The 18692-nt window shown below is 72.1% G+C and carries 15 protein-coding genes; 2 read left to right on the forward strand and 13 right to left on the reverse strand.

What is annotated here, in order from left to right:
- Nucleotides 1-43 precede the first annotated feature (43 nt).
- The 3 genes from ACFYM2_RS17430 to ACFYM2_RS17440 form a co-directional block, all read right to left on the reverse strand.
- Nucleotides 44-1504, reverse strand: coding sequence for a glutamate synthase subunit beta (locus ACFYM2_RS17430; RefSeq protein WP_359008117.1), 1461 nt, complete (start codon nt 1502-1504; stop codon nt 44-46).
- Nucleotides 1497-6089, reverse strand: a complete 4593-nt coding sequence (gene gltB, locus ACFYM2_RS17435) for a glutamate synthase large subunit (RefSeq protein WP_388837061.1) — start codon at nt 6087-6089, stop codon at nt 1497-1499. Before gltB ends, ACFYM2_RS17430 begins: the two co-directional genes overlap by 8 nt.
- A gap of 365 nt (nt 6090-6454) precedes the next feature.
- The gene (locus tag ACFYM2_RS17440) at nt 6455-7186 is read right to left on the reverse strand and encodes a VIT1/CCC1 transporter family protein (RefSeq protein ID WP_359008123.1); all 732 of its coding nucleotides are present in this window, start codon (nt 7184-7186) and stop codon (nt 6455-6457) included.
- 235 nt (nt 7187-7421) lie between these two features.
- Between ACFYM2_RS17440 and rbsK the strand changes: the two genes are divergently transcribed.
- Nucleotides 7422-8309 (forward strand): ribokinase, encoded by an 888-nt coding sequence (gene rbsK / locus ACFYM2_RS17445; protein ID WP_359008126.1) that lies wholly within the window; start codon nt 7422-7424, stop codon nt 8307-8309.
- 179 nt (nt 8310-8488) lie between these two features.
- On the opposite strand, the gene lgt is transcribed toward rbsK, so the two are convergent.
- The 9 genes from lgt to ACFYM2_RS17490 form a co-directional block, all read right to left on the reverse strand.
- Entirely contained in the window at nt 8489-9592 is a 1104-nt protein-coding gene (lgt, locus tag ACFYM2_RS17450) for a prolipoprotein diacylglyceryl transferase (protein ID WP_388837063.1), read from the reverse strand.
- A 79-nt stretch (nt 9593-9671) separates the two neighbouring features.
- Nucleotides 9672-10511, reverse strand: a complete 840-nt coding sequence (locus tag ACFYM2_RS17455) for a thioredoxin domain-containing protein (RefSeq protein ID WP_359008132.1) — start codon at nt 10509-10511, stop codon at nt 9672-9674.
- A gap of 84 nt (nt 10512-10595) precedes the next feature.
- Nucleotides 10596-11411: a tryptophan synthase subunit alpha gene (gene trpA, locus ACFYM2_RS17460; protein WP_359008135.1), complete on the reverse strand. Its 816-nt coding sequence runs from the start codon at nt 11409-11411 to the stop codon at nt 10596-10598.
- Nucleotides 11408-12697 carry a tryptophan synthase subunit beta gene (trpB, locus tag ACFYM2_RS17465; protein WP_359008137.1) on the reverse strand — a complete coding sequence of 430 codons (1290 nt, stop codon included), beginning with the start codon at nt 12695-12697 and terminating at the stop codon, nt 11408-11410. The genes trpA and trpB overlap by 4 nt, the downstream gene beginning before the upstream one ends.
- A 137-nt stretch (nt 12698-12834) precedes the next feature.
- A complete protein-coding gene (gene trpM / locus ACFYM2_RS17470; RefSeq protein ID WP_388457225.1) occupies nt 12835-13005 on the reverse strand; it encodes a tryptophan biosynthesis modulator TrpM in 171 nt (56 codons plus the stop codon).
- Nucleotides 13006-13008: 3 nt separating this feature from the next.
- On the reverse strand, nt 13009-13818 hold the full coding sequence (gene trpC, locus ACFYM2_RS17475) for an indole-3-glycerol phosphate synthase TrpC (protein WP_359008140.1): 810 nt from the start codon (nt 13816-13818) through the stop codon (nt 13009-13011).
- Between the two features lie 164 nt (nt 13819-13982).
- Entirely contained in the window at nt 13983-14438 is a 456-nt protein-coding gene (locus tag ACFYM2_RS17480; RefSeq protein WP_359008143.1) for a DUF2752 domain-containing protein, read from the reverse strand.
- Between the two features lie 74 nt (nt 14439-14512).
- The gene (locus ACFYM2_RS17485; RefSeq protein ID WP_350229776.1) at nt 14513-14782 is read right to left on the reverse strand and encodes an HGxxPAAW family protein; all 270 of its coding nucleotides are present in this window, start codon (nt 14780-14782) and stop codon (nt 14513-14515) included.
- Nucleotides 14783-14995: 213 nt separating this feature from the next.
- Complete coding sequence (locus ACFYM2_RS17490) at nt 14996-15652, reverse strand: TIGR02234 family membrane protein (protein ID WP_359008146.1); 657 nt, start codon at nt 15650-15652, stop codon at nt 14996-14998.
- 295 nt (nt 15653-15947) lie between these two features.
- Here ACFYM2_RS17490 and ACFYM2_RS17495 point away from each other — a divergent pair, with 295 nt between their 5' ends.
- Nucleotides 15948-17177 carry a peptidase S8 gene (locus ACFYM2_RS17495; protein ID WP_388837066.1) on the forward strand — a complete coding sequence of 410 codons (1230 nt, stop codon included), beginning with the start codon at nt 15948-15950 and terminating at the stop codon, nt 17175-17177.
- A gap of 24 nt (nt 17178-17201) precedes the next feature.
- Here ACFYM2_RS17495 and ACFYM2_RS17500 read toward each other — a convergent pair whose 3' ends face one another.
- Nucleotides 17202-18689, reverse strand: a complete 1488-nt coding sequence (locus tag ACFYM2_RS17500) for an anthranilate synthase component I (RefSeq protein ID WP_388837069.1) — start codon at nt 18687-18689, stop codon at nt 17202-17204.
- Nucleotides 18690-18692: the final 3 nt, after the last annotated feature.

The following is an 18692-nucleotide window of genomic DNA, read 5'->3' on the forward strand; positions in this document are numbered from 1 at the left end:
GGCGCCGGTCAGTTCCGTACCTCGTTGTACGGGACGATGGGGGTCAGACCGTCAGGGCGCGGTCGGTCGGGCGGATCGGCGCGGGCAGGTCGCTCGCGCCGGTCAGGTAGCGGTCCACGCCCCGGGCGGCGGAGCGGCCCTCGGCGATCGCCCAGACGATCAGGGACTGGCCGCGCCCCGCGTCACCGGCGACGAACACGCCGTCGACGTTGGTGGCGAAGTCGGCGTCGCGCGCCACGTTGCCCCGCGCGTCCAGTTCGAGGCCGAACTGCTGGACCAGGCCGTTGGACTGGTCGGTGCCGGTGAAGCCCATGGCGAGGGTGACCAGCTGCGCGGGGATGGAACGCTCGGTGCCGGGCTTCGGCGTCAGCTTGCCGTCGATGAACTCGACCTCGGTGAGGTGCAGCGACTGCACGTTGCCGTCCTCGTCACCCTCGAAGTGGGTGGTGGAGACGGAGTAGACCCGCTCGCCGCCCTCCTCGTGCGCGGAGGTCACCTTGTAGAGCATGGGGAACGTGGGCCAGGGCTGGTTCGGGTTCCGCTCGTCGCCCGGCCTCGGCATGATCTCCAGCTGGGTGACGGAGGCCGCACCCTGGCGGTGGGCGGTGCCCACGCAGTCCGCGCCGGTGTCGCCGCCGCCGATGACCACGACGTGCTTGCCCTCGGCGGTGATCGGCGGGGTGACGAAGTCGCCCTCCCGCACCTTGTTCGAGAGCGGCAGGTACTCCATCGCGAAGTGGATGCCGTTCAGCTCGCGGCCCGGCACGGGCAGGTCGCGCGAGACGGTGGCGCCGGCCGCGATGACGACCGCGTCGTAGCGCTTGCGCAGCTTGGCGGCGTCGATGTCACGGCCGATCTCGACCTCGGTACGGAACTTGGTGCCCTCCGCGCGCATCTGCTCGATGCGGCGGTTGATGTGCACCTTCTCCATCTTGAACTCGGGGATGCCGTACCGCAGCAGACCGCCGATGCGGTCGGCGCGCTCGTACACGGCGACGGTGTGTCCGGCCCGGGTCAGCTGCTGGGCGGCGGCGAGGCCCGCCGGGCCCGAGCCGATGACCGCGACCGTCTTGCCGGACAGGCGCTCGGGCGCCTGCGGCCGGACGTCGCCCGTGTCCCACGCCTTGTCGATGATGGAGACTTCGACGTTCTTGATGGTGACGGCGGGCTGGTTGATGCCGAGCACGCACGCCGACTCGCAGGGCGCCGGGCACAGCCGCCCGGTGAACTCGGGGAAGTTGTTGGTGGCGTGCAGGCGCTCGGAGGCGGCCCGCCAGTCCTCGCGGTAGGCGTAGTCGTTCCACTCGGGGATGAGGTTTCCGAGCGGGCAGCCGTTGTGGCAGAAGGGGATGCCGCAGTCCATGCAGCGCCCCGCCTGCTTGCTGATGATCGGCAGCAGGGAGCCGGGAACGTAGACCTCGTTCCAGTCCTTGACCCGCTCGCCCACCGGGCGGGTCCTGGCGACCTCGCGCCCGGTGGTCAGAAAGCCCTTGGGATCAGCCATGGGTCGCCGCCTCCATCATCTTCTCGGTGGTCTCCTGCTCGGAGAGACCGGCGAGCTCAGCGGCGTCCTTGGCGGCGAGCACTGCCTTGTACGTAGTGGGGATGATCTTGCTGAAGCGGTCCACGTGCGCGGACCAGTCGGCGAGCAGCTTCTCGGCGACCGTGGATCCGGTCTCCTCGAAGTGGCGGCGCACGACGTCGTGCAGCCACTGCTTGTCGGTGTCGCTCAGGGCCTCGATGGCGCCCAGGTTCCCGGAGTTGACGTTGTCGCGGTCCAGATCGATGACGTAGGCGATGCCACCGGACATGCCGGCCGCGAAGTTGCGCCCGGTCTCGCCGAGGACGACGGCGTAACCGCCGGTCATGTACTCGCAGCCGTGGTCGCCCACGCCCTCCGAGACGACCGTGGCGCCCGAGTTGCGCACGCAGAAGCGCTCGCCGGTGCGGCCGCGCAGGAACAGCTCGCCGCCGGTCGCGCCGTACGCGATGGTGTTGCCCGCGATCGTGGAGTACTCCGCGAGGTGGTCGGCGCCCCGGTCGGGCCGGACGACGACGCGGCCGCCGGAGAGGCCCTTGCCGACGTAGTCGTTGGCGTCGCCCTCCAGGCGCAGCGTCACGCCGCGCGGCAGGAAGGCGCCGAAGGACTGGCCCGCCGAGCCGGTGAAGGTGATGTCGATGGTGTCGTCGGGCAGGCCCGCGCCGCCGAACCTCTTCGTCACCTCGTGGCCGAGCATGGTGCCGACCGTCCGGTTGATGTTGCGGATCGCGATCTGCGCGCGGACCGGCTGGGCGGCTTCGGGGGTCTCGGCTTCCAGGGCGTCGGCGGCGAGCTTGATGAGCTCCTTGTCGAGCGCCTTCGCCAGGCCGTGGTCCTGCTGGGTCACCGCGTGGCGCACGGCGCCCTCGGGCAGCTCGGGCACGTGGAACAGCGGCGCGAGGTCGAGGCCCTGGGCCTTCCAGTGCGTCACGGCCCGGTCGGTGTCCAGGAGTTCGGCGTGGCCGACGGCCTCCTCGATGCTGCGGAAGCCGAGTCCGGCCAGGATCTCGCGGACCTCTTCGGCGATGAACTCGAAGAAGTTCACGACGAATTCGGGCTTGCCGGAGAAGCGGTCGCGCAGGACCGGGTTCTGGGTGGCGATGCCGACCGGGCAGGTGTCCAGGTGGCAGACGCGCATCATGACGCAGCCGGAGACGACGAGCGGCGCGGTCGCGAAACCGAACTCCTCGGCGCCGAGCAGCGCGGCGATGACGACGTCGCGGCCGGTCTTGAGCTGACCGTCGGTCTGCACCACGATCCGGTCGCGCAGGCCGTTGAGCAGCAGCGTCTGCTGGGTCTCGGCGAGGCCGAGCTCCCAGGGACCGCCCGCGTGCTTGAGGCTGGTCAGCGGGGAGGCACCGGTGCCGCCGTCGTGGCCGGAGATGAGGACGACGTCCGCGTGCGCCTTGGAGACACCGGCGGCGACCGTGCCCACGCCGACCTCGGAGACCAGCTTCACGTGGATGCGGGCGGCCGGGTTGGCGTTCTTGAGGTCGTGGATCAGCTGGGCCAGGTCTTCGATGGAGTAGATGTCGTGGTGCGGCGGCGGCGAGATGAGGCCGACGCCCGGGGTGGAGTGCCGGGTCTTGGCGACCCACGGGTACACCTTGTGGCCGGGCAGCTGCCCGCCCTCGCCGGGCTTGGCGCCCTGGGCCATCTTGATCTGGATGTCGTCCGCGTTGACCAGGTACTCGCTGGTGACACCGAAGCGGCCGGAGGCGACCTGCTTGATGGCGGAGCGGCGCGCCGGGTCGTACAGGCGGTCCGCGTCCTCGCCGCCCTCACCGGTGTTGGACTTGCCGCCCAGCTGGTTCATGGCGACGGCGAGGGTTTCGTGGGCCTCGCGGGAGATGGAACCGTAGGACATGGCGCCGGTGGAGAAGCGCTTGACGATCTCGGAGACCGGCTCGACCTCGTCGAGGGGGATCGAGCGGCGCTCACCGCTGAAGCCGAACAGGCCGCGCAGCGTCATCAGGCGCTCGGACTGCTCGTTCACGCGGTCCGTGTACTGCTTGAAGATGTCGTAGCGCTTGGTGCGCGTGGCGTGCTGGAGGCGGAAGACCGTCTCCGGGTCGAACAGGTGCGGCTCGCCCTCGCGGCGCCACTGGTACTCGCCGCCGATCTCCAGGGCGCGGTGGGCGGAGGGGGTGCCGGAGGCGGGGTAGGCCTTGGCGTGCCGGGCGGCGACCTCCGTGGCGACGACGTCGAGGCCCGCGCCGCCGATCTTGGTGGCGGTGCCGATGAAGTACTTCGCCACGAAGGCCTCGTCGAGGCCGACCGCCTCGAAGACCTGGGCGCCCCGGTAGGAGGCGACCGTGGAGATGCCCATCTTGGACATGACCTTCAGGACGCCCTTGCCGAGCGCGTGGATCAGATTGCGGATGGCCTGCTCGGGCTCAAGGCCCTCGATGAACGTGCCGGCCCGCACCAGGTCCTCGACGGACTCCATGGCGAGGTAGGGGTTGACCGCGGCGGCGCCGTATCCGATGAGCAGCGCGACGTGGTGCACCTCACGCACGTCACCGGCCTCCACGAGCAGACCCACCTGGGTGCGCTGCTTGGTGCGGATGAGGTGGTGGTGGACGGCGGCGGTGAGCAGCAGCGAGGGGATCGGCGCGTGCTCGGCGTCGGAGTGCCGGTCGGACAGGACGATCAGGCGGGCGCCGCCCTCTATCGCCGCGTCGGTCTCCTGGCAGATGGCGTCGATGCGGGCGGCCAGCGCGTCGCCGCCGCCGGAGACCCGGTACAGACCCGAGAGCGTGACGGCCTTCAGGCCCGGCATGTCGCCGTCGGCGTTGATGTGGATCAGCTTGGCCAGCTCATCGTTGTCGATGACCGGGAAGGGCAGGGTGACGTTGCGGCACGAGGCGGCCGAGGGCTCCAGCAGATTGCCCTGGGGGCCGAGCGTGGAGCGCAGGCTCGTGACGAGCTCTTCGCGGATGGCGTCCAGCGGCGGGTTGGTGACCTGCGCGAACAGCTGCGTGAAGTAGTCGAACAGCAGCCGGGGGCGGGCGGAGAGCGCGGCGATCGGCGAGTCCGTGCCCATGGAGCCGAGCGGTTCGCCGGCGGTGCGGGCCATCGGCGCGAGGATGACGCGGAGCTCTTCCTCGGTGTAGCCGAAGGTCTGCTGGCGACGGGTGACCGAGGCGTGGGTGTGCACGATGTGCTCGCGCTCGGGCAGGTCCTCCAGCTCGATCTCGCCGGCTTCCAGCCACTCCTGGTACGGGTTCTCGGCGGCCAGGGACGCCTTGATCTCGTCGTCCTCGATGATGCGGTGCTCGGCGGTGTCGACCAGGAACATCCGGCCGGGCTGGAGGCGGCCCTTGCGGACGACCTTGGCCGGGTCGATGTCGAGGACGCCGACCTCGGAGGAGAGGACCACGAGGCCGTCGTCGGTCACCCAGTAACGGCCCGGGCGCAGGCCGTTGCGGTCGAGGACCGCGCCGACCTGGGTGCCGTCGGTGAAGGTGACGCAGGCCGGGCCGTCCCAGGGCTCCATCATCGTGGCGTGGAACTGGTAGAAGGCGCGCCGGGCCGGGTCCATCGACTCGTGGTTCTCCCACGCCTCGGGGACCATCATCAGGACCGAGTGGGGCAGCGAGCGTCCGCCGAGGTGGAGGAGTTCCAGCACCTCGTCGAAGGACGCCGAGTCGGAGGCGTCCGGCGTGCAGACGGGGAAGATGCGGTCGATCTTGCCGGCGCCGGAGTTGAAGAGGTTGGAGGCGAGCTGGGACTCGCGGGCCACCATCCAGTTGCGGTTGCCCTTGACCGTGTTGATCTCGCCGTTGTGCGCGACGAAACGGTAGGGGTGGGCCAGCGGCCAGGAGGGGAAGGTGTTGGTGGAGAACCGCGAGTGCACGAGGGCGACGGCGGTGGCGAAGCGCTGGTCGGAGAGGTCCGGGAAGAACGGCTCCAGCTGGCCGGTGGTCAGCATGCCCTTGTAGACGAGGGTCCGGGCGGAGAGCGAGGGGAAGTAGACACCGGCCTCCCGCTCGGCGCGCTTGCGCAGCACGAAGGCCTTGCGGTCGAGTGCGATGCCGGTCAGGGCGTCCTGACCCGATTCCGTCGGGGAGGTGTCCCCGGCCACGAAGAGCTGACGGAAGGCGGGCATGGTGGCGCGGGCGCCGTTGCCGAGCAGGGCCGGGGTGACGGGCACCTCGCGCCAGCCGAGGACGGTGAGGCCTTCCTCGGCCGCGATCGTCTCGATCGCCGAGACGGCCTCGTCGGCCTCCTCCAGCGGCAGGAAGGCGATGCCCACGGCGTACGCGCCGGCCTCGGGCAGCTCGAAGTCCGTGACCTCGCGCAGGAACGCGTCGGGGACCTGGAGCAGGATGCCCGCGCCGTCTCCCGAGTCGGGCTCGGAGCCGGTGGCACCGCGGTGTTCCAGATTGCGCAGTACGGTCAGCGCCTGCTCGACCAGCTCATGGCTGGCAACACCGGTGAGGGTGGCCACGAACCCGACGCCACAGGCGTCGTGCTCGTTACGGGGGTCGTACATCCCCTGCTGGGCGGGGCGACCGTCCATGGGCGACCAGGCGTCGGAACGCATCGGCACTCCCGTCGTCGTCGTGGCATGTGAACAGCCGAGGGACGACGTTGGCCCTCTGCGAAATTTGGTGCAGGTTACATGATGGAACGTATCTCGGGAACCGGATAGTTCATTCCAGCATGCGGACACCCGGGTGCGAGCTTCGTTGCTCACGGGGGCGCACTGGAGTGCGGGAGCTGGGTGTGTACGGCCTATGCCCGGGGCCACCAGATTCGAAACCGCCGAGTAACGACTAGTTATGTGGCCGCCTGCATACTCCGCCATTCTACGGCCCGGGGCCCGCTCACGGGCAGGACGAATGTCACACGGGGGCGGAGCCAGGTCGGCTCCGCCCCCGCGAGGTGGTCCTTACCGCGCGGCGTCCGTCAGCCGATGGCGGTGTCGAAGAGGTGGCCGAGGCCGAAGGTCAGGGCGGCCGCCGCGCCACCGAGAGCCAGCTGGCGCACGCCGCTGAACCACCACGAGCGGGCCGTCACCTTGGCGACCACCGCGCCGCACCCGAACAGACCCACCAGGGCGAGCAGCACCGCGGGCCACAGCGCGCTCGCGCCCAGCAGATAGGGCAGCAGCGGCAGCAGCGCGCCGAGCGCGAAGGAGGCGAAGGAGGACACCGCGGCGACCAGGGGCGAGGGCAGGTCGGTGGGGTCGATGCCCAGTTCCTCGCGGGCGTGGATCTCCAGCGCCTGCTCGGGGTCGCGCGAGAGCTGGCGGGCGACCTCGCGGGCCAGGCCCGGCTCGACGCCGCGCGACATGTACAGCTCGGCGAGCTCGCGCTCCTCGTCGGCCGGGTGCTTGCGCAACTCCCGCCGCTCGATGTCGAGTTCGGCCTCCACGAGCTCGCGCTGCGAGGCGACCGAGGTGTACTCGCCGGCCGCCATCGAGAAGGCGCCGGCCGCGAGACCGGCGAGCCCGGTGATGACGATGGTCTGGTGCGAGACGGCGCCGCCGGCCACACCCGTCATCAGGGCGAGGTTGGAGACCAGGCCGTCCATCGCGCCGAACACGGCCGGGCGCAGCCAGCCACCGTTGACGTCACGGTGGGTGTGGTTGTCGCGGTGCGCCTCGTGCAGCGTCGCTTCGGTATCAATGATGGACACAGCTATCCCCTTGCGTCTAGCAGCGGGCACATCCACGTCCCGCGCCCCCTCAACAGCGTCGAAACTACGCTCGATGTAAGGGCCGCGCCAGCAAGCAAGGCCTTACTTAGTGAGGGTCGGCTCACTAAGGGTGACCTCCGTGGACCCGGCGGACCGCCCCGGCGGACCGCCCCGCCGAACGCGCCGCGTCCGCGCGCGGGCACATATCCGGGCGCCCTCGGGAGACAATCCCGGCATGACCCGGATCACCGTGCTCGGCAGCACCAACATGGACCTCGTCGCCTACGTCACGACCGCGCCCCGCAGCGGCGAGACCGTCACCGGCCACGAGTTCCGCACCGTCCCCGGCGGCAAGGGCGCCAACCAGGCGGTCGCCGCGGCCCGGGCCGGGGCGGAGGTCGCGATGATCGGCGCGGTCGGCACCGACGAGTTCGGCGACCGGCTGCGCGCCACCCTCGAACACGCGGGCGTCGACATCGACCTGCTGCGCACCACCGAGGGCCCCTCGGGCACCGCGCACATCGTGGTGGACGGCGACGGCGGCAACGCGATCGTCGTCATCCCCGGCGCCAACGCGTCGGTCACCTCGCTCAGCCACGCCGACCGGGCCTCGATCGCCGGGGCGCAGTCGCTGCTGCTCCAGCTGGAGCTGCCGATGAGCGCGGTACTCGAAGGCGCCGAAACGGCCCGCCGCAACGGGGTCCCCACGATTCTCACGCCCGCCCCCGCGCAGCCCCTGCCGCCCGAACTCCTCGCCCACACCGACCTGTTGGTGCCCAACGAGCACGAGGCGGCGACGCTGACCGGCATCTCGGGCGACCCCGAGCGGGCGGCGGCGGCGCTCCTCGCGCAGGTGCCCCAGGTCGTGATCACCCTGGGCGCGCGGGGCTGTCTGTACGCGTCGCGCTCCCAGCCGGAGCCGGTGGCGGTGCTGGCGCCGCCCGTCACCGCCGTGGACACGACCGGCGCGGGCGACACCTTCGTGGGCGCCCTCGCGGTGGCGCTGGCCGAGGGCCGCCCGATGACGGCCGCGCTGACGTGGGCGTCCAGCGCGGCCGCGCTGTCGGTCCAGCGCCCGGGCGCGGCGACGTCGATGCCGTACCGCTCCGAGATCGACGGGTAGCGCCTCGGGGGGCGGGTGGCAGGGGCGGGCCCGGGCGCTTGCTGCCCGGGCTTCCTGCTGTACGGACTTTCGCGCCGCCCGGGCCTTCCCGCTGCCGGGGCCTTCGTGCCGCCCGGGGCTTCCTGCTGTACGGGCCTTCGTACCGCCGGGGCTTCCTGCCGCTGCCCGGGCCGGCTCGTTCAGGCCTTCTTCGGCTCCGGTCGCGCCGCCGACGACTCCGCCTTCGGCTCGTCCCTCGGTTCGGAGACCGTCCCGGTGACCGGCTCGTCCCTGGGCTCGGTCGCGGCCCCGGTCGCGGTCTTGGTCCCGGCCCCGGTCGCGGTCTTGGTCCCGGCCCCGGTCGCGGTCTTGGTCCCGGCCCCGGTCGCGGTCTTGGTCCCGGCCCCGGTCACGGTCTCCGGCTCCGCCGGGCTGTCCGCCTCCCCCGCGCTGCTGGGCTTGTCCAGGGACACCGGCGCCTCGTCGTCCAGGGCGCCGGGCTCGACGATCTCCTCGCGGCCCGGGCGCAGCTTCGCCGAGATCACGATGTAGGCGACCGCGAGCAGGAAGACCCCGCCGGCCGTCCAGTCGTTCAGGCGCAGGCCCAGGATGTGGTGGGCCTCGTCGACCCGCATGTACTCGATCCAGAACCTGCCCACGCAGTACGTGGCGACGTACAGCGCGAACGCCCGGCCGTGGCCCAGCTTGAAGCGGCGGTCGGCCCAGATGATCAGGAAACCGGCGCCCAGGCACCACAGCGACTCGTACAGGAACGTCGGGTGGTAGGTGCCCGCGATCCGGTTCGGGCCCTCGCTGATCTTCAGGGCCCAGGGCACGTCGGTGGGGCGGCCGTACAGCTCCTGGTTGAACCAGTTGCCCCAGCGGCCGATCGCCTGGGCGAAGGCGAGACCGGGGGCCAGCGCGTCGGCCCAGGCCGGCAGCGGGATGCCCCGGCGGCGGCAGCCGATCCAGGCGCCGACCGCGCCGAGCGCGACCGCGCCCCAGATGCCGAGGCCGCCCTCCCAGATCTTGAAGGCGCCGACCCAGTCCTCGCCCTCGCTGAAGTAGAGCTGGTAGTCGGTGATGACGTGGTAGAGCCGACCGCCCACCAGGCCGAAGGGCACCGCCCAGACGGCGATGTCGGCGACGGTGCCGGTGCGGCCGCCGCGGGCGATCCACCGCTTGTTGCCGTACCAGACGGCGACGAAGACACCGATGATGATGCAGAAGGCATAGCCGCGCAGCGGGATCGGCCCGAGGTGGAGCACCCCGGTCGACGGGCTGGGGATGAAGGCAAGTTCCATGGCAGGGTCGACGCTACCGTGCCGGGCGGGCGCGGCGGCAACCCGCCCGGCAACGTATGAGTAACGAGAGCCCCCGAGGTCAGGACGCGGGCGCCGTGGCCTTGGCCGTGGTCTTGCCCGGCGCCTTGCCCTTGTTGGCCTGAGCGACCCACTTCTTCAGGTTGGCCGGGCTGATCTGCTCGTTGCCCTTCATCGGGAAGATGGACACCCCGTTGAGCTGCACGGTGGGCGTGCCGTTGAACTTGCCCGCCTGGAAGGCCTCGTTGGACTTCACCACCCAGCTGTTGTGCGTGCCGTTCTGGACGCAGGAGCGGAAGGCGGGGGTGTCCAGGCCCGGGACCTTCTTGGCCAGGTCGAGCAGCTTGTTGTTGTCGGCGTAGGCGTCGTCCGTCTCGTCGGGCTGGTTGGTGTAGAGGACGTCGTGGTACGCGGTGAACTTGCCCGCGTCCTGCGCGCAGGCCGCCGCGTTGGCCGCGTGCAGCGAGCCGCCGCCCCGGGTCTTGTCGTCGATCAGGGTGGCCAGGTGGTACTGGACGCGGAGCTGGCCGTTCTTCTCCAGCTCGTGAATGGTCGAGCGGAAGCCGTTCTCGAAGGCGGCGCAGGCCGGGCAGCGGAAGTCCTCCCACACCGTGAGCGTGGAGGGCGCGTCGGCGGCGCCGGCCGGGATGGCCGGCTGGTCCTTCGCATCGGCTCCGCTGGGGGCGACCATCGGGCCGGCGGTGCTCGCGCTCTTGGCGCTGTCGCCGCCGCCCGCGTTGGCGGCGATCACGCCGATCACCGCGGCCAGGGCCAGCACGCCGACCACGGCGCCCGCCACGATCAGCTGCCGGCGGCGCCGCTCGCCCGCCTTGCGCTGCTCTCGTTCCTTGATGAGCCGGTCACGCGCGGCCCTTTTCGCATCGGGGTTCTTGTCACTCACACCCGCAGCAACGAACCGGGGAGGCACGCCCGTGCCTCCCCGGTCCCACTTCCACCCGTACGGGTGAGCTGTGCGAGGAGCGCGCTAGTGCGCCCGGCGAACGCCTTCGGCGAGCTCGCCCGCCAGTTCCCGTACGGCGTCGAGACCCGCCGCGTGGTCGGGGGCGTCCAGCATGCGCTTGACGAAGGCCGAGCCGACGATCACGCCGTCGGCGAAGGCGGCGACCTCCTTGGCCTGCGCCGCGTTCGAGACGCCGAGGCCCACGCAGACCGGCAGGTCCGTGGTGGCCCGGGTGCGGCGCACCAGGTCCTCGGCCGAGGCGCCGACCGACTCCCGGGTGCCGGTGACACCCATCAGGGAGGCCGCGTACACGAAGCCGGAGCCGGCCGCCGTGATGGTGGCGAGGCGCTGGTCCTTGCTGCTGGGGGCGACCACGAAGACCGTGCCGAGGCCGTGCTTCTCGGCGTGCTCGCGCCACACTGCGGACTCCTCGACCGGCAGGTCGGGCAGGATGCAGCCCGCGCCGCCGGCCTCGGCGAGCTCGGCGGTGAAGCGCTCGACGCCGTACCGGTCGACGGGGTTCCAGTACGTCATGACCAGGACGGGCCTGCCGGTGGCCGCGTGGGCCTCGCGGACGGTGCGCAGCACGTCGGCGATCTTCACGCCGCCCTTGAGGGCGATGTCGTCGGCGGTCTGGATGACGGGGCCGTCCAGGACCGGGTCGCTGTGCGGCAGGCCCACCTCGACGATGTCGGCGCCGCCCTCGAAGACGGCCTTGACCGCTTCGATGCCGCCGTCGACGGTCGGGAAGCCGGCCGGCAGATAGGCGATGAGCGCGGCCCGGTCCTCGGCCTTCGCCTTGGCCAAGGTGGCGTCCAGCAGGGTCACGTTGCCGCTCACTTGGCGTCTCCCTCGATCTCGGCGAGGCCCGCGGCGTCGGCGGCCACCTCGGCGTCGGTGCCGTACAGGCCGAAGTAGCGCGCGGCCGTGTCCATGTCCTTGTCACCGCGGCCGGACAGGTTGATCACGATCAGACCGTCCTTGCCGAGCTCCTTGCCGACGTCGAGCGCGCCCGCGAGCGCGTGCGCCGACTCGATGGCCGGGATGATGCCCTCGGTGCGCGACAGCAGGCGCAGGGCCTGCATCGCGGCGTCGTCGGTGACCGCGCGGTACTCGCCGCGGCCGATGTCCTTGAGGTAGGAGTGCTCGGGCCCGATGCCCGGGTAGTCCAGGCCCGCCGAGATCGAGTAGGGCTCGGTGATCTGGCCCTCCTCGTCCTGGAGGACGTAACTGCGCGAGCCGTGCAGGATGCCGGGCTCGCCCGCGGTCAGGGTCGCCGCGTGCTCGCCGCTCTCCACGCCGTGGCCGGCGGGCTCGCAGCCGATGAGGCGTACGGAGGCGTCCGGGATGAAGGCGTGGAAGAGGCCGATGGCGTTGGAGCCGCCGCCGACGCAGGCGACCGCCGCGTCGGGCAGGCGGCCGGCGCGCTCCAGGATCTGGCGGCGGGCCTCGACGCCGATCACCCGGTGGAAGTCGCGCACCATCGCGGGGAAGGGGTGGGGTCCGGCGACCGTGCCGAAGAGGTAGTGGGTGCGGTCGACGTTGGCGACCCAGTCGCGGAACGCCTCGTTGATGGCGTCCTTGAGGGTGCGGCTGCCGGAGGCGACGGGGATGACCTCGGCGCCGAGCATCCGCATCCGGGCCACGTTCAGGGCCTGGCGCCGGGTGTCGATCTCGCCCATGTAGATGGTGCATTCGAGGCCGAACAGGGCGCAGGCGGTCGCGGTGGCGACGCCGTGCTGGCCGGCTCCGGTCTCGGCGATCACGCGGGTCTTGCCCATGCGCTTGGTGAGCAGCGCCTGGCCGAGCACGTTGTTGATCTTGTGCGAGCCGGTGTGGTTGAGGTCTTCGCGCTTGAGGAAGACCCGGGCGCCGCCCGCGTGCTCGGCGAACCGGGGCACCTCGGTGAGGGCGCTCGGCCGGCCGGTGTAGTTGGCCATCAGCTCGTTGAGCTCCGCCGCGAAGGCGGGGTCGTGCTTGGCCTTGTCGTATTCGACGGCCACCTCGTCGACCGCGGCGACCAGCGCCTCGGGGATGAATTTGCCTCCGTAGGCGCCGAAGTAGCCCTGGGGGCTGGGGACTTGGCCCTCCGGGTCGGGTACGAAGAAGTCGTTCTCGTGGGACATGCGGATACCTCGCGGGGGCGTCGCGGCCCCGGTTCCTGGGTTGGCTGGGTGAGCGGATGCGCCCAAGCGCCGCAGGTGATGAGGTGGATGCGCGACCACAGGTCCGACTGTGGCTGGTCGCGCAGTTCCTCGCGCCCCTAAGGGGCGCTCACGCAGGCGGCACCGGGGCCGCCGCGCCATCGCATGCCGTTGACCTGGCCGGGCTCCGAGCCGATCACGTAGCGCACGCGCCGTCCACGCACCCGGCGCGCCGGAGCGCGGCAGCCGCGGGGGCGGCAACCGGGTGCGAGGCGGACGGCAAGGGCCATGGGTCAGTTCCGCCCGTGACGCAGGGCCGGGTGGGCGCCGGCGGCGACCAGGTCGGCGACGGCGGCGCGGGGGTCCTTGCCGGTGACCAGGGACTCGCCGACCAGTACGGCGTCGGCGCCCGCGTTGGCGTAGGCGATCAGGTCGTGCGGGCCGCGCACACCGGATTCGGCGATCTTGACGATGTGGTCGGGGATCTCGGGGGCGACCCGCTCGAAGGTGGTGCGGTCGACCTTGAGGTCCTTCAGGTTGCGCGCGTTGACGCCGATGATCTTGGCGCCGGCGTCGACCGCCCGCTCGGCCTCGTCCTCGTCGTGCACCTCGACCAGCGGGGTGAGCCCGATGGACTCGGCGCGCTCGATCAGCGACACCAGGGCCGGCTGGTCCAGGGCGGCCACGATGAGCAGCGCCAGGTCGGCGCCGTACGCCCGGGCCTCCCACAGCTGGTAGGCCGTGACGATGAAGTCCTTGCGCAGGATCGGGGTGTCGACCTTGGCGCGCACGGCCTCCAGGTCGGCGAGCGAACCGCCGAAGCGGCGCTCCTCGGTGAGCACGGAGATGACGGACGCGCCGCCCGCCTCGTAGTCGGCGGCCAGCGCCGCGGGGTCGGCGATCGCGGCGAGCGCGCCCTTGGAGGGGCTGGAGCGCTTGACCTCGCAGATGACCTTCACGCCGTCGTAGCGCAGCGCCGCCACCCCGTCACGGGCCGGGGGCGCCTTCTCGGCGCGCTCCTTCAGCTCGTCGAGGCTGACCCGCGCCTGCCGCTCCGCGAGGTCGGCGCGAACGCCGTCGATGATCTCGTCGAGCACACTCACGCGAGCGGCCCCCTTCCGGGACGGTGATGTCGGTCAGGACGTGGGTGACCGCGGGAAACGGTCACGATCAGCCATGTCGATGGTATCCGTACCGAGGCGAAGGGATCACATCCGGTTGATTCCCGTCCCAGCACGTGGACGTCACCTGCGTCTCAGCCGCACAGTCAGGGCGCGATCACGGAGCCGAACGGCAGATTCCGGACGACGGAGAAGATCACCACGACGGCCCCCACGAGCCACCACTGCCGGTCGCTCAGCTCGATCCGCAGGGGCCGGCCACGGGCCGAGCGCACCGCCCACAGGACCCAGCACACCGCGAAGAGGAGATAGCCGGCGACGGCCAGCGCGTTGGCGCCGAGGGCGGCGACGAGGTGGCCGGTGACGAAGTCGTGCGCGCTGCGCAGCCCGCCGCAGCCCGGGCAGTACAGGCCGGTGAGGCCGTAGAGCGGGCAGACGGGGTAGTGGCCGGGCTCGTTGGGGTCGACCAGGCCCACGTAGGCGAACGCCGAGGCCACCGCGGCGAGCGTGGCCAGGGGCACCAGGAGCGCGCGCGGCGCGGCGCCCGGGGGGCGGCCCGGACGGGGCGGTGACGGCGCGGGGTTCGGCTGGGCTGCGTCCACGCGGCGATTGTCCCCGGTCGGATCCGAAGGCGCAGCCCGGGTGGGGCCGCGCCTTTCGGGGGTGGCTGGAGGATTCAGCCGGCCTGGGCCTCGAGACGGGCGCGGACCTTGGCGGCGGCGTCCTCACGCATGCGCTGGATCTCGGGCGTGTCCTTCGGGGTGCCCAGGCCCGCCATCTTCATGACGCCGCCCACGATGGCGGCGACGGCGAGGAGGGCGATGCCGGCCCAGAAGCCCACCGGGTTGGCGGCCACTATGAAGACGCAGGTCACGCAGAATCCGATGAAGGCAATGATGACCCCGGTCCATGCTGCCGGGGTGTGGCCGTGGCCGCTCTTCGCCATGGGGGATGCTCCTCGTAAGTGTTTCCGTGTCGGTCGCGGTGGCCGCGCGGTTGTTCGCGGTTTCCGCGGTTGTAGCGGGTGCCGTGCGTGGTTCGCCGTCGTGGCGGGCGCTGGTGGCGGCGCGGTGCCGGCGACCGTGTCGCCGCCACCGCTGTCGTCGAACCGGCGCTCACGCCATTGTCCCGCACGCCGAGGTGTGCCCGAGTGCGGGGGTCAGCTCTCGCGGGTGGGGTCCTCGCCCCGGTCGAGCGCCTTCCAGATCTCCTCGGGGCGCTCGGGGTCCACCGCGGCGCGCGCCTTGCGGGGACGCGGGGTGCCGTCGCGCTCGTAGCGGCCGCCCATCGCGGGCCAGGCCGGCCCGAAGCGCAGCGCAAGGAGCCCGGCGAGCAGCAGCAGGACGCCGCCCGCGACGGCGGCGTAGGGCCAGCCGGTGTGGGTGAGCGCGGTGACGGTGGCGGCGGCGTCGCCGCTGGCCTTGGCCGCCTTCTCGTCCAGGGCCGCGCTGTCGTCGACACCGAGCCAGGCGGTCACGGCGGCGCCCGCGCCGCTCAGCGTGAGCAGGCCGGCGACCAGGACGCGGCCCGCGCCGCGCACCGCGAAGACCGCGACCAGGGCGGCGAGCCCGACGATCGCGAGGGCGGAGGGCACGCCGGTGATGTCACCGCCGGACGCCTTCAGCGGCAGCGCGCCGCCGCCGACACTCGCGTCGCCGTGCGCCCAGGTCTGCCCGGAGGCCATGAGGACGACGGCGGCGCCGACGGCGCCGGCCAGCAGCGCGGCGGCCAGGCTGCGGCGGCCGCCGCCGCGGGCGGACGGCGCGGCTGCTTCGGCACGGGGCTCGGGTAGGGATGCGGCACTCACGTACTCCACTATCGCCTGCGCGCGGCCCGGAGCCGCACCCGGGGCCCTCGGTGGACGCGCGGGAAACCAAGAACGGGCAAGCGCTCGGCCATCGAACAGTCAGCGCATTCTCCCGAACGGGCCGAGAACGCCCCCCGAACCATCCTCGAAGGCAAAGCGGCGATAGAGATTCGCACCGCGCGCTTGTTGGCATGGGCGCGTCAGGTCTACGTTCACCGCGGTCCGTGCCGCGCACCACGCCGCACGGACAGCACGGCGCACCCCCCACGCACTCCGGGTCCACCCGCATCCCCAAGGAGTCACGTTGCGCAGAACCCTCTCCCCCACCGCCGTATCCGCCGCGCTCGCCGCGGCGGCGCTCGCCCTGGCAACTCCCCTCGCCCAGGCGGCCACCAGCCCCTCCGTCGCGGCGAACGCGGCCCATGTCACGACCGTGCGCTCCTGCGCGGCGCCCACGCACCGGGACGTCATGGCCTGCCAGGCGCTCAAGGTGACCGGCGGCACGCTCGCCCCGGCGGCCGCCGAGCGCACCGCGACCGGCGCGGCGGCACCCTCGGGCCTCGGCCCCTCCTCGCTCCAGTCCGCGTACAAACTGCCCTCGGCGACGGCCGGTTCGGGCCGGACGGTGGCGATCGTCGACGCCTACGACGACCCCAACGCGGCGTCCGACCTCGCGGCCTACCGCTCCCAGTACGGACTTCCGGCCTGCACCACGGCCAACGGCTGCTTCAAGAAGGTCGGCCAGACCGGCACGTCGACGCTGCCGAGCGCGAACGCCGGCTGGGCCGAGGAGATATCCCTTGACCTCGACATGGTCAGCGCGGCCTGCCCCAACTGCAAGATCCTGCTCGTCGAGGCCAAGTCCTCCTCGATGGCCAACCTCGGCACGGCCGTCAACACCGCGGTCTCGCTCGGCGCGAAGTACGTCTCCAACAGCTACGGCGGCGGCGAGTCCTCCTCCGACACCTCCTACGACACCCAGTACTTCAACCACCCGGGTGTCGCCATCACCGTGAGCTCCGGCGACGGCGGCTACGGCGTCGAGTACCCGGCCTCCTCCCGCTATGTCACCGCCGTCGGCGGCACCTCGCTCAAGCCGGCCTCCACCAGCCGGGGTTGGAGCGAGAGCGTATGGAGCGGCGCCGGTTCGGGCTGCTCGGCCTACGACGCGAAGCCGAGCTGGCAGAAGGACACCGGCTGCGCCAGGCGGACGGTGGCGGACGTCTCGGCGGTCGCCGACCCGGCCACGGGCGTCGCGGTGTACGACACCTACGGCGGCGACCCGGGCTGGGAGGTGTTCGGCGGCACCAGCGCCTCGTCGCCGCTGATCGCCGCGGTGTACGCGCTGGCGGGCACCCCCTCGTCGGGCTCCACGCCGGCCTCGTTCCCCTACGCCCACACCGGTTCGCTCAACGACGTGACGAGCGGGTCCAACGGCAGCTGCTCACCGTCCTACCTGTGCACGGGAGCCGGCGGCTACGACGGCCCGTCGGGGCTCGGCACCCCGAACGGGACCGCCGCGTTCACCGGCTGATACGCGGGCGCCGGCGCCCCGGGCTCAGGCCCGGGCGCCCAGCTGGTTGGCCGTGTTGACGGCGCGCAGGACGGCGGCCGCCTTGTTGCGGCACTCCTCGTCCTCCGCGACCGGGTCGGAGTCGGCGACCACGCCGGCTCCGGCCTGCACATACGCGGTGCCGTCCCGCAGCAGGGCGGTGCGGATCGCGATCGCGGTGTCGGAATCACCGGCGAAGTCGAGATAGCCGACGCAGCCGCCGTAGAGCCCTCGGCGGCTGGGCTCCAGCTCCTCGATGATCTGCATCGCCCGCGGCTTGGGGGCACCCGAGAGCGTGCCGGCCGGGAAGCAGGCCGTCAGGACGTCGAAGGCGGTACGGCCCTCGGCGACCCGGCCGGTCACGGTCGACACGATGTGCATCACATGCGAGTACCGCTCGATCGACATGAAGTCCACGACCTCCACCGAGCCGGGTTCACACACCCGGCCCAGGTCGTTGCGGCCGAGGTCGACGAGCATGAGGTGTTCGGCGCGCTCCTTGGGGTCGGCAAGCAGCTCGTCGGCGAGCGCCTGGTCGCGCTGCGGGGTGGCGCCGCGCGGCCGGGTCCCGGCGATGGGATGGACCATCGCCCGCCCGTCCTCGACCTTGACCAGCGCCTCGGGGCTCGATCCGACGACGTCGAAGCCGTCGAAGCGGAACAGGTACATGTAGGGCGAGGGGTTGGTCGCCCGCAGCACCCGGTAGACGTCCAACGCGCTTGCCGCGCACGGGGTTTCGAAGCGCTGCGAGGGCACCACCTGGAAGGCCTCGCCGGCCCGGATGCGCTCCTTGATGTCCTCGACGGCGCCCTGGTAGTCGCGGCCGCCCCACAGCGCGGTGTACGCGGGCAGTTCGGAGGCGGGCAGCGCGACCGGCGCGTACTCGACCGGCTTGGCGAGGTCGGCCTCCATCGCGTCGAGCCGCGCCACCGCGTCCGCGTACGCCTCGTCCACCCCGGTGTCGAGGTCGTTGTGGTTGATCGCGTTGGCGATGAGCAGGACCGAGCCGTCCCAGTGGTCGAGCACCGCGAGGTCGGAGGTGAGCAGCATGGTCAGCTCGGGGAGTTGGAGATCGTCGCGCCCGTGTTCGCTGATCTTCTCCAGGCGGCGCACGATGTCGTAGCCGAGGTAGCCGACCATGCCGCCGGTGAAGGGCGGCATCCCGGCCGCCAGGTCCCGGGGGGTGTGCAGGGCCTCGACGGTCGCCTTCAGGGCGGCCAGCGGATCACCCGAAGTGGGGACGCCGACGGGAGGCGTACCGATCCAGTGGGCCTCGCCGTCGCGTGCGGTGAGGGTGGCGGCGGAGCGCACGCCGACGAAGGAGTAGCGCGACCAGGTGCCCCGGTCCGCCGACTCGAGCAGGAAGGTGCCGGGGCGCTCGCCCGCGAGCTTGCGGTAGAGGCCGACGGGGGTGTCGCCGTCGGCGAGCAGACGGCGGTGGACGGGGATGACGCGGCGGTCCACGGCGAGCTTGCGGAAGGTGTCGAGGTCCATGGC

Origin of the sequence: Streptomyces sp. NPDC006711 (assembly GCF_042869775.1) — a bacterium.
Taxonomy (GTDB): Bacteria; Actinomycetota; Actinomycetes; order Streptomycetales; family Streptomycetaceae; genus Streptomyces.

Coding starts and splice junctions, on each gene's coding strand:
- ACFYM2_RS17430 (WP_359008117.1), bottom strand. CDS start 1,504: ATGGCTGATCCCAAGGGCTTTCTGACCACCGGGCGCGAGGTCGCCAGG.
- gltB (WP_388837061.1), bottom strand. CDS start 6,089: ATGCGTTCCGACGCCTGGTCGCCCATGGACGGTCGCCCCGCCCAGCAG.
- rbsK (WP_359008126.1), top strand. CDS start 7,422: ATGACCCGGATCACCGTGCTCGGCAGCACCAACATGGACCTCGTCGCC.
- lgt (WP_388837063.1), bottom strand. CDS start 9,592: ATGGAACTTGCCTTCATCCCCAGCCCGTCGACCGGGGTGCTCCACCTC.
- trpB (WP_359008137.1), bottom strand. CDS start 12,697: ATGTCCCACGAGAACGACTTCTTCGTACCCGACCCGGAGGGCCAAGTC.
- trpM (WP_388457225.1), bottom strand. CDS start 13,005: ATGGCCCTTGCCGTCCGCCTCGCACCCGGTTGCCGCCCCCGCGGCTGC.
- ACFYM2_RS17485 (WP_350229776.1), bottom strand. CDS start 14,782: ATGGCGAAGAGCGGCCACGGCCACACCCCGGCAGCATGGACCGGGGTC.
- ACFYM2_RS17500 (WP_388837069.1), bottom strand. CDS start 18,689: ATGGACCTCGACACCTTCCGCAAGCTCGCCGTGGACCGCCGCGTCATC.